This window comes from Gimesia algae, from assembly GCF_007746795.1.
GTDB classification, from domain to species: domain Bacteria; phylum Planctomycetota; class Planctomycetia; order Planctomycetales; family Planctomycetaceae; genus Gimesia; species Gimesia algae.
In genome coordinates, this window is record NZ_CP036343.1 from 4,207,162 (window position 1) to 4,221,012 (window position 13,851).

Below are 13,851 nucleotides of genomic sequence, written 5' to 3' on the forward strand. Positions count from 1 at the left end.
GATGATCAGTCCATGAGTACGGGACGCAACCAGCGTTCCATCTCTTCCAGGCTCATTTTTTTCCGTTCTGCCAGAGATTCCAGCTGATCCCGATCAATTTTTCCAGTGTGAAAATAACGTGATTCGGGGGCAGAAAAATACCAGCCGGAGACCGCGGCAGTCGGGTACATGGCGAAATGTTCTGTGAGATTCACTCCGATTTCTGCTTCCGCATTCAGCATCTTGAACAGCGTTGCCTTCTCCGTATGATCAGGACAGGCTGGATAGCCGGGAGCGGGACGAATCCCCTGATACTCTTCTTTGATCAAGGCATCATTGCTCAAAGTTTCATCTGCGTCATATCCCCAAAATTCTTTGCGGACGCGTGCATGCAGGTGTTCGGCAAAGGCTTCCGCCAGTCGATCCGCCAGTCCTTTGACCATAATACTGCTATAGTCGTCAAGTTCAGTTTCGAATGATTTAGCCAGTTCCTCCGCACCGATGCCAGCGGTGACAACGAAACCGCCAATGTAATCCTGTTGTCCGCTCTCCTTAGGCGCAATGAAATCCGCCAGCGACATCAGAGGCTTCTCCTCCTGTCCCCGTTTACGCACCTGCTGACGAATATGGTGCAGATCTGCGATAACTTCGCCCCGACTTTCATCTGCATATACCTCAATATCATCTCCCTGTACACGATTTGCAGGCCAGAAGCCAATCACAGCACGCGCCTTGAGCAACTTTTCGTCGATGATCTTCTTCAGCATCGCCTGCCCGCTTTCGAACAGATCACGGGCAGCTTCACCCACCAGTTCATCTTCCAGGATTCTTGGATATTTTCCGACCAGATTCCAACTGATGAAGAATGGAGTCCAGTCGATGTAGTCGACCAGTTTTTCCAGAGGATAATCATCAAGTACTTGAGTGCCGGTAAAGGAAGGCTTCGGTGGTGTATATTTCTCCCAGTCGATCTGCAATCCCTGTGTCACTGCTTCCGCATAAGGAACCGGAGTTCCCTGCGGCTTGCGATTAGCCACTCGTTCCCGAACATTCACATATTCCGCTTTGATTTTGGTGACATAGTCATCATGCTGTTCCTCTGAGATCAAAGCCGCCGCGACTCCCACGGCTCGCGATGCATCGGGAACATACACGACCTGATTTCGCGTGTATTGAGGCTCGATTTTGACCGCGGTATGCGCTTTGGAAGTCGTCGCTCCACCGATCATCAAAGGTAAATCCATCCTCTGGCGTTCCATTTCAGCGGCCACCGTGACCATCTCATCCAACGAAGGCGTGATCAGACCGGAAAGGCCAATCACATCGCATTGTTTTTCACGTGCAGTCTTTAAGATCGTCTCACAGGGAACCATCACTCCCAGATCGATGACTTCAAAATTATTACACTGCAGCACAACACCCACAATATTTTTGCCGATATCGTGTACGTCCCCTTTGACGGTCGCCATCAAAATACGGCCGTTGGGTTTACTTTCTTCCTGTTTTTCCATTTCGATATAAGGCTGCAGATGAGCCACTGCCAGTTTCATCACACGTGCGGACTTCACCACCTGTGGCAGAAACATTTTTCCGGCACTGAATAAATCACCGACCACGTTCATACCGTCCATCAGAGGACCTTCGATCACATCCAGCGGTCGATCCATTTCCAGTCGTGCCAGTTCGGCATCCTCAACGATGTACGTTGAAACGCCTTTCACCAATGCGTGTTCGATTCTCTTTGAGACCGGCAATTCCCGCCATGACAGGTCTTCCAACTTGCTGGAGCCGGCTTTGCCATCACCACGGTACTCCTCGGCAATCGACAGTAATGCCTCAGTGCCTTCCGGCGTGCGATTCAGAATGACATCTTCGACCCGATCCTTAAGTTTTGCAGGCAGATCATCATAAACCGCCAGCTGAGTGGCATTCACAATCCCCATATTCATGCCAGCCTGGATCGCGTAGTACAGGAAGACTGAGTGGATGGCTTCACGGACCGGGTTATTTCCGCGGAATGAAAAAGAGACATTCGAAACCCCGCCGGATACACTCGCATACGGTAGATTCTGACGAATCCAGCGTGTCGCTTCGATGAAATCAACGGCATAGTTGTTATGTTCGTCAATACCTGTTGCCACCGCGAAGATGTTAGGGTCAAAGATGATATCCTGTGGTGCAAAGTCTAACTGCTCGACCAGCAGCTTGTAAGATCGCGCGCAGATTTCTGTTTTCCGTTTGTGGGTATCCGCCTGCCCTTCTTCATCAAATGCCATGACGACCACAGCGGCTCCATACATCTGACAGAGCCGGGCTCGTTCCAGGAATTCTGCTTCCCCTTCCTTGAGACTGATCGAGTTGACAATCGGTTTGCCCTGAATACATTTCAAGCCCGCCACGATGACTTCCCACTTGGATGAGTCCACCATGACTGGCACACGGGCTATTTCCGGCTCGGTCGCGACCAGATTTAGAAACAAGGTCATGGCTTTGAGAGAATCCAACATGCCTTCATCCATGTTGACATCCATCACATGGGCACCGTTTTGAACCTGCTCTAATGCAACTTCCAGGGCCGTATCAAAATCATCTTCCTTAATCAGGCGCTTAAAACGAGCTGATCCGGTGACGTTACAACGCTCGCCGACATTCACAAACAGACTGTCTTTCGTAACATTAAACGGTTCAAGTCCTGAAAGACGCAACGCAGGTTCAATTTCCGGGATCTCGCGCGGATAATGTTTTTCCATTGCCTCCGCGATCGCCTTTATATGCGCCGGTGTCGTACCGCAGCAGCCCCCCAGAATATTCAGGAAACCACTACTGGCGAATTCATCGACGATCTCTGCCATCTCTGCTGCAGACTGGTCGTATTCACCAAATTCATTCGGCAAACCGGCATTGGGATGTGCCGAAACGTATGTGTCGGCGACTCGTGAGAGTTCTTTCACATACTGGCGCAGTTCCTGGGCTCCGAGCGCGCAGTTTAAACCAATTGAAAAAGGCTTCGCATGCGCGAGCGAATTCCAGAAGGCTTCCGTGGTCTGCCCTGACAGAGTACGCCCAGAGGCGTCTGTAATCGTCCCCGAAATCATGATCGGAAGTTCTACGTTTTCCCGTTGGAAATAGGTTTTTACTGCGAAAACGGCTGCCTTCGCATTCAGCGTATCGAAAATTGTCTCAATCAGAATCAGGTCGGCCCCTCCCTTGACCAGACCATCAATCGATTCCAGATAATTTTCGACCAGTTCATCGTAAGTTACATTACGGGCACCCGGGTCATTCACATCGGGAGATATCGAACAAGTCCGACTGGTGGGTCCCAGAATGCCGGCGACCCAACGTGGCTTGTCCGGATTTTCTGCGGTAATCTCATCGGCAACCTCCCGCGCCAGCCGGGCCGATTCCTGATTGAGCTCGTGAACCAGTGATTCCATCTGGTAATCACTTTGAGACAAGCGTGTTCCATTAAACGTGTTGGTCTCGATGATATCCGCGCCCGCTTCCAGGTATTCGCGATGGATATCCCGAATGATGTCCGGTTGTGTCAGGCTCAGCAGGTCGTTGTTCCCCGCGATGTCCATGTGATAGTCGGCAAAACGTGCGCCCCGATAATCAGCTTCTTTCAGCTTGTGATTCTGAATCATGGTTCCCATGGCTCCATCCAGAATCAGAATTCGTTTTTGAATGGCAGCGTAGAGAGCTTCAATGCGAGCAGCGCGATCGGACATACCTGGGGAACCTGTACTAACTGTCTAAAAGGGGACGGACTCGGGATGAATTATGACTTCACCACGTCGCTGGCTACCATAATGCTCGCGCCTGGTACAAATGGACAGATGCGGCGCGCAGTCAGACACAGATAAGACACCTGTTCCGACCACCAGGATACGGTGACAGCAGGTATTTTAGCAGATCATCTGAAAAGCGAAACCGCTCGTGCACTGCTTTATTCAGTAGACAGATTCAAATCTGCTCGTGGCTGCGCACCAATCATGCCTGACAGTTCTTCCAGGTATGCTGGGGAGGAAACATGAGCCAGTTGTTTCTCGACCCACTCACGCCGTTCTGGAATATGAAGTCGGGTCACTTCCCGATCATATCCCGGATGGACAGTGAAGGCATCCAGATACTCCAGATGACGACTCAACAAAGCGACCTCACGTTCCTGACGTGCCTGCAGACGTTTATGATACCACTCACTCTTCAGCAGTGACTCCCGGGTAAACAGGGACCGGACTTCCGGATCGTGAATCGAATGCCCCTGCCAGTTTCCATGTGCCATAATCGAGAGAATGGCCTGGAGTGGAGGACAGGCCTCTTCATAGGACCCATCTTCAAAGTACTGCAGAGCCACACGTTGTTGTGCTTCCGCAATATATTGAATACCGTCCACAAACGATTCCAGATCCTGTTTTTCCGGCTTGAGAATTGTTTCATCAAAGACCGAAGCGGGGTTATCGAACACGCGTCCAAAGAACCTCAGCAGGAATTTGTAGGTGATGCGATATCCCAGACGACTCGCGGGAATCTGTTGACCCCCATGATCGAAGTCTTCAATCGGTTCCAGCAGTCCCTCTTTGATCAGGAATTCAGGATCGCGTTCCTCAGGTGACATGCGGCACCAGATTTCAGGAATCAGCAGGCTGATATCATGGTCCACACGGACATTCGGTCCAATATGACCGGCGGCTGTTGAAAAACCGGCATAACCGGTCAGAATAAATCCGACCAGTGCACTGTTCAGATCTGCTGCCGGTCGTAATGCGTTGAACGGACCTTTGGTCAATGCGCCTTCACTACCTGCGCCGGTTGTAGAGGGGCTTTTACCGGTCAGAGAACAGATAAAGTCCATGAACAGCTCGGGCAGTTCCTGATAATGAATCGGAGAATAGACGGCCAGACTGCGGATTCCCTTTTCCTTATCGGGGGGATTGTTGCGGCGTCCCAGCATGACAGCGTTGACCGGATTATGGACCGGCTGATCCGCAGGGATCGCCCGGAATAAACGGGTGGCCGTCTTGGCGACGTAAGTATTGAATGGTTTCACCAGATCAGGGCGAATCTGCAGATAGCGTGGATTCTTGGTTGGTTTGCCATCGATCTGGCGTGGATTCGCTGAACAGACGACGTAGCTGCTATTCGATTCTTCCGCGGCTTTTAACATTTCCTGCATAGGGGCACTGAAGGCATCAAAGTCGACCACGTACTTGCTCATCTCACGTACCTGCTGATTTGTCAACGGTTCAAAGTTCGAGATGAAATTACCCGGACGAGACAGGTCCGCTTCGGTTTGCTTATCCAGACCGCGGACGATCGCATCATCGGGCCGTTGAAACAGACGATACTCGCTGTTGATCACAAACTTGCAACTTTCAAACTTTTCGCCCTCTGCCAGGTGGTTTAAGGCCCGCGCGGGAACAACGACAGAAGCACTGATATCATCCTCTGTCTGAATCTTCATCGAAGCGATGAAATCCTGACGTACTTTGAACGTACGCCAGCCAGACAGCGAAAACAGACCGACTCGCAGATACGTTCCCACCAGCTTGCGTTCGCGGTACTTCAATTCATGACCATAGGTGCCATTCACAATATCCACGCCGAAGTGGCTGTCCCAGTCCTGTCCCCAGTCTGACCAGTAAATCCGCTTGATAATGAAGACCAGAGCCCGGATATGATCAGGGATTGCATTCAGCCAGTCGTTGAATTCAGCGGTATAAGCCGCAGAAGGAGTCAACAGTTTGATCACACTTCCCAGCGAACGATTCTGATCGAGCACCTTGCGACTGGGGCGCAGATGAGGATGCCCTTCCGGCAGTGGCTCCAGCCAGCGGTCGGAATAATCCTTCTCAATAATCTCGCGGACATATTCCATGTCCTGTTCATAGTTGGAAACAAACACGGGACCATACAACATGTAGTCCATCAGTGACTTACTGATTTCACTCTTACCACCTCCGGACACAGTACACGGCTTGTGGCAGAAAATCCCCTCCCCCGTCGTACCGACAATTCTCCACGAGGGAGCAGCCGGATGCTTTTCCATCCGCAGGTGGTATCCGGAAGGTGCCATGTAGACATTTCCGGGGAGCAGAGGAATCGAATGCTGCTTGTCGTCACGAGTCCAACGGATACACTGCTCAGGCAGACTCGCATATGCGTCTTCCGGGATATAGATCAGTTCCGGATAATTCTGATCGATTCCGTATCCCTCTGCTTTGGCGTCAATGTGATCACCATAATCATTGATGACATCTTTTAACGTACGCCCGTTATAGCGGACGCTGTTCATCTGAAAACCTTCGCCCAGATTGTAACTGGGATAGGCCATCGTACCCCCGGCGTGCTCTTCTTCCGCATTTCCAAACAGGTTTGCAGAGTAACTGATCTGGGTTTTGACTTCTTTTTTGCAGTAGCCAAAATAGTTATCTGCAATCAATGTGACAATCACACCGGCATCGGTGCGACAGGTCATTTTGAATGCCATTCCGTCGTTGTAGAGTTCGTCTTCCGTTTTCCAGCACATGCTGTCCCGCTGCTGACGTCCTGTTGCATCATCCCAGTGAGGCAGCCCGACTTCTTTTTTCGTGAGTGTCGTCAGATGCGGGGCCAGGATCACGGCGCCGGTATGCCCGGTCCAGTGCATAATATCCAGACCCGAATCGTTGATTGGCACATAAGGATCGCCCGCATTTCCAAAAATGGATTCCACGAAATCCAGGTTACTCACCAGTGTTCCCGGAGCAAAGAAACGGACTTCCATCCGTTTTTCCGGAGTTACGCCTTTCACTTCAGGACAGACAATCGGACGCAATAGCAGGGAAGCCCAACCTGAAGCTGGTTCTTCCTGTCGAGAAGTAAACGGAAATAGTTTCAGATCTTCAGGTGGTGCCATTGCGCTCTGAAACATTTTAACAAATGTAGCCCGAGGAACCGCACGTTTATCACTAGCGATTGGCAAGCCGCCCTCCGTGACATGGAACGTTCCGATTGTCGTCCTTCGGTCATGCTTCGGGTTATGTAACACGCCGTTCTTGACCCGGTACGACTGTACCAGATCACTGAAAAACTCATCATGCTCAATGGGCAGTGACAATTCGCGTGCCAAACCAAACCGATCCAGGACCAGTGTACGACCAGGTAAGTTCAGATCACTACCGCCGGGTACATCACTGAAATGAGACTGTAAAAAATGTTCAATCCGCTGGTCCGCAGGACAGCGATGGTTCACCAGCAGACGGTTTTTCTGACGGTGATTTTCCAACAGACCTTTAGCGACTTCCGCGAAGGTGCGGTCTGCATCAGTTAATGCAGCCGGGTATCCGTTGGCAATCAACTGCAGATTCAGGTATCGCAGAATCTCATCACGATCTTCATTACAAGTCGAATTCCCGTTCGCATCCAGACCTAGTGCCCGGCGAAATGGTTCATTTGTTTTATCGGTGCCGATTTTCAGAGACCGCGGGGGAGAAATTCGTGGACCGTCGCTGTTTAACATAGTGGAAGACTTCTGGAAAAATGAAGAGCGGTTAAGATTTTGAGCGTTTAGACTGTGTCCAGTTTTACTGTAGCGTCTCCAGGGCCATTTGGACCGAGTATAATAGATTGTCAGACGCTATGGTTAAATGTGATGCGATTTCGAGCGCACTGAGGGCGGGTATCTGAATGAGATCCGGGCGCAAGATCACAACCTCAGTTTAGCCTGCAGTATATTCGATAATATTGTAGCGTCAACGGTTCACATTCACAGTTCCTGCCCCCGGATTGAAAAGCCGCAAAACGCTAACCAACTATTTTAAAGAGACTTAGAAATCGGATTTCGTCTCAGGACTGCCAGAGGAGAATCGATGTGTGAACGTTAAGAAGACCACAGAGAAGGCCCATTAGTATAGTTCACGAATCGGCTGTTTATCATCGTCAATCAGAAAGCGGGGACGACCGGAGAGATCGGTAATTTGAGCTGTGGCAATATCGATTCCCAGATTTTGATACAGTGAAGCGAAGATTTCCTGAACATGTACAGGCCGATCCAGAGGAACTCCGCCGACACGGTCGGTCTGCCCCACTATGCGACCGCCCTGTATTCCGCCACCGGCCACCAGTACGGACTGTGTTCCCGGCCAATGATCACGGCCCCCTTTGGCATTAATTCGTGGAGTTCTCCCAAACTCTCCCCAGACAATAACGGTCGTCTGCTCCAGGAGTCCCCGTTCCTCCAGATCTTGTAGAAAAACGGCAAGCGCGTGATCAAACACAGGTAAATATTTTCGCGACAGGTATTCAATCGAGCCCTCACGATTAGCATGCCAGTCCCAGGCACCAAACGCGACACTCACACAACGCACCCCTGACTCAACCAGTCGCCGCGCCAGTAATAAATGCTGCGGGCTTTGCGGGGCGCCTCCAAAACTGGGATCCGTCTTCTGCAGTTTACCGTAGCGATCGCGTATGGACTGGGGTTCCTGTTCCAGATCCATGGCGGCAGCGAAACGCCCTGAAGACAGCATCTGAAAAGCCTGTTCCTGAAAATTATCAATCCCGTCGGCAGTAAAACTCAACTGATTCTGTTTAACTGTATCCAGTAAAGCACGACGCTCATTGAAACGATTCAGGTCAATGCCATTCAAAATCAGATCTGATTTAACTTCTCCTTCCAGCGCAAAGGGAACATGCTTGTAGCCCGTAAAGCCAGGCCAGGATGGATTCCCCTGCAGATGGCTTCCATTATTATTGTAAGGGCTGTAACTCATTTTGGGGGCGGCATCGACGTAGGGAATCATGCCCTCTCTTCCGGGGCCCAGCAGTTGTGAAACGATTGATCCAAACGAAGGCCAGCCACCAGCGGGCTCGCCATCTTCGGTCCGTCCTCCGGCGCGTCCCGTATAACACTGAAATGATTCATGACGATTTTCCATCCCGACCAGAGTCCGCACGATCGAGAATTTATCCGCAATTGTCGACAACTCGGGTAGCAGTTCACAAAATTGAACTCCGGGCACACGCGACGGTATCGCTGCAAAAGAACCGCGAATCTCACCAGGAGCAGCCGGTTTGGGATCAAAGGTCTCAAACTGTGTTGGCCCCCCCGGCAGATAGATCATAACAACCGATTGCTGTTTCGAAACCTGCGGTATCCCTGCGGCAACTTCAGGTATCCTTCCCAGCGAAATTCCACCTGCGACTCCCAGAGAGCTAAGTTGCAAAAATTGACGCCGCGATAGCTCTGCTGTAGACAAGAAACATCTCATAAATGATCTCCTATATGTACCATAAACTACCAGACCAGTTACGACTTCTCAACCCCAGCTTTTGTATCGATCGTTTCAATTTGTTTACCGTTCCTGACTGGAATGGAAAATATCAATAAAGCCGGAAACAAATGACAGATAAACAGTTGTGAGATTTTAAATCTTTCTTAAAAAGAAAAGCATCGTATTGATTGCTGTTTTCATTTCAGAACTTGATTCATAAAATCACCGATACACCCAGAGTCACCCAGATCGCTCATATTGAATCTCAGGATAGATTTATAATGTTTCATGAAGAATATGTGGAACGTCTAGTTAACCTGCTGGACGCCGATGCTAACCTGATCTTTAACATGACGTATGAAGAAGCTACTGAACTTGTTGGCAGTGGTTCTGCAGAACAGGTACGTCAAATTGACGGACAGTTTGCGCTGGTACATAAGAACGGTACTTGTGTTCGTATGGCCCGCTCGATTGGCAGACCGATGCGGTTCTTTCTGGCGAAACGGGCGGAAGGCCCATGTCTGATCATTGCCGAACGGATTGATGAAATTTATGAGTTTCTCAAAAGCGAAGGGCTGGACGATCAGTTCCATCCTTCCTATACCCGGATGGTTCCGGCACACTACATTCTGGAACTGCAATTGATTGGCTGCCCCGATCCAAATCCGAAAACAACCCGCTTCTTTACACCCGCACGCAATCGGCTTCCTAATCGACTGGATGAGATTGGAAAACAGTATATCACTGCGGTTTCGCAGGAAATCCATAAGTGGCTCGACACGATTCCACCACAGCAGCCGATCGGTGTATTGTTCTCAGGGGGAGTCGACAGCGGTGCGATCTTTCTGCTCGTCTATCATGCCCTGCTGATGCGGAAGGAATCTCCGTCCCGCTTGAAAGCGTTCTCGTTGTCGATCGATGGCGAAGGGAGTGACTGCAGGCAGGCAAAACAGTTTCTGGAGCAAATGAATCTCAGCCTGTTCCTGGAAATAGTGGATGTCCCCCAGGAAAGTCTCAACTACCTGGAAACGATTCGAATTCTGGAGGACTACAAGCAGTTAGACGTTCAGGCTGCAACCATGACTTATGGCTTATGCAAAAAAATTCGAGAGCTCTATCCACGCTGGAAATATCTGATCGACGGCGATGGTGGTGATGAAAACCTCAAAGACTATCCGATTGAATCAAATCAGGAACTAACCATTCGCAGTGTCTTGAATAACCTGATGCTTTATCAGGAAGGCTGGGGAGTCGAAGCGGTTAAACATTCACTCACTTACTCAGGCGGCCAAAGTCGCGGACATGTCAGAACCTATGCCCCGGCGCGCAGCCTGGGATTTTGTGGATTCAGCCCTTATTCACTCCCGAATGTCATTGAAGTCGCTGAAGGGATTCCCTATATCGAGCTCACTGAATGGAATCATCAGAAACTGTATGCACTCAAAGGCGATATCGTTTCGCGCGGTGTAAAACAAATAACAGGACTTTCCATGCCCGTCTATCCCAAACGGCGTTTTCAGGAAGGGACCGTGAATGATGATTCTTTTAATTCGCTGTTTTCCGATTCAGAAAAAGTCTACCGCCAGTCTCTGCACGCGCTCTATGAATAATGATCACTGGCAACATTCATGAAAATGCGTTATCCCACTTTCAGTGACGAACAGATTCTTTCAGCCCGTCCTCCCAAACACCAAGTCACCCCGCAACGTCCGTATGCGTTCCTCAATGACACCGAGTATAGGGCAGCGGGACAGACGGCCCAAATCTCAACCATCTTTCTGACGAATCGAGAGTGCCCATTTCGCTGCCTGATGTGTGATCTCTGGAAAAACACGTTAGACGAGTCCCTGGAATCAGGGCAAATTATCGAACAGATCCGTTATGCGCTCAAGAACCTGCCCACCGCCAGTCAGATCAAATTGTATAACAGTGGAAACTTCTTCGATGCCAAAGCCATTCCCCCGGAAGATCTGCCTGGCATTGCTAGGCTTGTAAAAAACTACGACCGGGTGATTGTGGAAAATCATCCCCTGCTCTGCAATCAGTCCTGCCTTGATTTCCAGCAGCAAATCAGAGGACAACTGGAAATTGCGCTGGGGCTGGAAACTATCCACCCGGAGATTCTAAAGAGATTGAATAAAAGAATGACACTGGGTGATTTCACCCGCGCCAACGAATTTTTATTAAAGCATCAGATTCAAACCCGCGCATTTATTTTATTAAAACCTCCGTTTATGGCAGAACAGGAAGGAATAGACTGGGCAATTCGCTCAGTAGAATATGCCTTTTCACAAGGTGTCACCTGCTGTTCCCTGATCCCGACGCGTGCAGGGAACGGCATGCTGGAACTATTGGAGCAAAGTGGTCAGTACAGCCTGCCTGCTTTCACTTCGATTGAAACGACACTGAAATCCTGTCTGCAGCTCAACCAGGGACGGGTCTTCATGGACCTCTGGAACCTGGATCAACTCTATCAGAGTGAACCCGACCTGCAGCAGCGTCTGATGAGATTAGAGCAGATGAATCTCACTCAGACCATTGACTCTGACGCCTGATATGACACTGCTTATTCTGACTCACCCAGCAGTTCCAGAAATTCGGTTTCTGTTAAGATGGTTACGTTCAACTCTTCCGCTTTTGTGAGTTTACTGCCCGCCTTCTCACCTGCAACCAGATAGTCCGTTTTGGAAGAAACACTTCCGGAAGCTTTGCCGCCATGTTTGCGGATCAGTTCTTTTGCTTCATCCCGTGTGAATTGCGTCAAAGTGCCCGTCACAACCAGAGTTTTTCCATCAAGGATTCCTGAAGTCTCCGCCGTTTTTTCGACGGGACTCCCCATATTCAGTCCTTCCGACTTCAGGTCATTGATCAGCTTCGTACCGAAATCCGAGTGGAAAAAAGTATAAACCGATTCGGCTATCACGGGGCCGATTTCATCGACGGCCGCCAGTTCTTCAACGCTCTGTTGAGCAATTTCATCGATTGTGCCGAACTGTTTCTCCAGAATCCGGGCATTGCTCGAACCCACATGTCTGATATTCAGACCTGTCAGCAGTCGCCAGAGAGGTTGCGTTTTTGAATTTTCAATTCCCGCCAGCAGATTTTCGATGGACTTTTCACCTTGGCGTTCCAGCGACACCAGGTCGCCATAATGATCATGTAAACGATAGATGTCTGCCAGGCCATTCAGCAGCCTCTGCTCGATCAGTTGTTCCACCATCTTGATGCCCATACCTTCAATGTCCATTGCCTGACGGGAGGCATAATATCGCAGGGTTTCCCGCAGCATGGCAGGACAGTTGGGATTGGGACAGCGGATATACACGCCTCCTTCATCTTGGATCAGCAAGGTATCACATTCCGGACAATGCGTCGGAAACTCCAGTTCCTGCTGACTTCCATCGCGGCGATGTTCTTCCACCCGGACGACATGTGGGATAATTTTACCCGCTTTCTCTACAACCACCCAGTCGCCGATCTGAATTCCCAAGCGTTCCATTTCATCCCGATTATGCAGACTCGCCCGGGATACCGTGGTCCCCGCAATGGTCACCGGTTCCAGGTTAGCGACAGGAGTTACCGTTCCTGTTTTCCCCACCTGAAACACAATCGATTCGGCTCTGGTGACCGCTTCGTAGCGTTCCCATTTATAGGCCACCACCCAGCGCGGACTTTTGGAAGTATTTCCCAATTCTTCCCGCTGATCAAATCGATTGACCTTCAGAACAATGCCATCGACTTCAAAATCCAGTGTATGCAGGTCATCCATCATCGTCTGGACCTGTTCCAGCGTCGCATTCAGATTGGGAAACGCTTTCACATCCGGTGTCGCAGGAATTCCCATCTCCTGAATGGCAGCCAGGTAATTGACGTGTGTCTGATAGTTAACGCCAGCCATCGCCCCGATGCCGTGGGCAAAAAAACGAATCTTACGTTTGGCACACAACTTGGGATCCAGGAGCTTCAATCCCCCGGCGGTTGTATTCCGCGGGTTCGCGAACGGTTCCTTCCCTTGTGCCTGCATTTCAACATTCAACGCCTGAAAATCAGAATTGCTGATATATGCTTCTCCCCTGACCTCCAGCAGTTCCGGGGGATTCTCTGTCTCAAGCCGTAGCGGCACCCCCCAGATGGTCCGCACGTTGTGCGTGATGTCATCCCCCTGCTGGCCATCTCCTCGCGTCAGTCCTTGAAGCAGCCGCCCCTCTTCATAAATCAGAGAAACGGCAACTCCATCTATTTTGTACTCGGCGGTGAGTTCAACCTGTTCTTCCCCCAGCAGTTTGCAGATTCGGGTTTCAAATTCAGTCAGGCCTTCGAGCTCAAAAATATTATCGATGGACAACATCGGTAAGCGGTGGGCGACTGTCTGAAAGCCCTCAATTGGAGCGCCCCCTACTTTTTTGCTGGGACTCTCTGGAGAATCAAACTCGGGATGTTCTGTTTCGAGTTGTTCCAGCCGCTTCATTAACCGGTCGTATTCACGGTCGGTGATCTCCGGTTTCGCATCGAGATAATACAGCCGATTATGATGCTCGAGTTGCTTACGAAGATCTTCAATCTCGGTTCGAACTGACATGGTACTGATCCGTGCGGGAAGAGAAATAGATTGAATCGA

The 13,851-nt window shown here is 50.2% G+C and carries 6 protein-coding genes; 2 read left to right on the top strand and 4 right to left on the bottom strand.

The features are described 5' to 3' along the window. Positions 1-5: 5 nt before the first annotated feature. From metH to Pan161_RS15680, 3 genes are all read right to left on the bottom strand, one after another. Positions 6-3,710, bottom strand: a complete 3,705-nt coding sequence (gene metH / locus Pan161_RS15670; protein WP_145228541.1) for a methionine synthase — start codon at positions 3,708-3,710, stop codon at positions 6-8. Between the two features lie 218 nt (positions 3,711-3,928). After that, the gene (locus tag Pan161_RS15675; RefSeq protein ID WP_145228542.1) at positions 3,929-7,480 is read right to left on the bottom strand and encodes a hypothetical protein; all 3,552 of its coding nucleotides are present in this window, start codon (positions 7,478-7,480) and stop codon (positions 3,929-3,931) included. 385 nt (positions 7,481-7,865) lie between these two features. Further along, complete coding sequence (locus Pan161_RS15680; protein ID WP_145228543.1) at positions 7,866-9,230, bottom strand: DUF1501 domain-containing protein; 1,365 nt, start codon at positions 9,228-9,230, stop codon at positions 7,866-7,868. Positions 9,231-9,514: 284 nt separating this feature from the next. Here Pan161_RS15680 and Pan161_RS15685 point away from each other — a divergent pair, with 284 nt between their 5' ends. Both Pan161_RS15685 and Pan161_RS15690 read left to right on the top strand, forming a co-directional pair. Continuing rightward, complete coding sequence (locus Pan161_RS15685) at positions 9,515-10,843, top strand: asparagine synthase-related protein (RefSeq protein WP_145228544.1); 1,329 nt, start codon at positions 9,515-9,517, stop codon at positions 10,841-10,843. 18 nt (positions 10,844-10,861) lie between these two features. Further along, positions 10,862-11,788: a radical SAM protein gene (locus Pan161_RS15690; protein ID WP_232103261.1), complete on the top strand. Its 927-nt coding sequence runs from the start codon at positions 10,862-10,864 to the stop codon at positions 11,786-11,788. An 11-nt stretch (positions 11,789-11,799) separates the two neighbouring features. On the opposite strand, the gene ligA is transcribed toward Pan161_RS15690, so the two are convergent. Continuing rightward, positions 11,800-13,812, bottom strand: coding sequence for an NAD-dependent DNA ligase LigA (gene ligA / locus Pan161_RS15695; protein ID WP_145228545.1), 2,013 nt, complete (start codon positions 13,810-13,812; stop codon positions 11,800-11,802). Positions 13,813-13,851 lie beyond the last annotated feature (39 nt).

Bases quoted from the DNA above. Each gene is read 5' to 3' on its own strand.
- Pan161_RS15680 (WP_145228543.1), bottom strand. From the start codon at position 9,230: ATGAGATGTTTCTTGTCTACAGCAGAGCTATCGCGGCGTCAATTTTTG.
- Pan161_RS15690 (WP_232103261.1), top strand. From the start codon at position 10,862: ATGAAAATGCGTTATCCCACTTTCAGTGACGAACAGATTCTTTCAGCC.
- Pan161_RS15685 (WP_145228544.1), top strand. From the start codon at position 9,515: ATGTTTCATGAAGAATATGTGGAACGTCTAGTTAACCTGCTGGACGCC.
- metH (WP_145228541.1), bottom strand. From the start codon at position 3,710: ATGTCCGATCGCGCTGCTCGCATTGAAGCTCTCTACGCTGCCATTCAA.
- ligA (WP_145228545.1), bottom strand. From the start codon at position 13,812: ATGTCAGTTCGAACCGAGATTGAAGATCTTCGTAAGCAACTCGAGCAT.
- Pan161_RS15675 (WP_145228542.1), bottom strand. From the start codon at position 7,480: ATGTTAAACAGCGACGGTCCACGAATTTCTCCCCCGCGGTCTCTGAAA.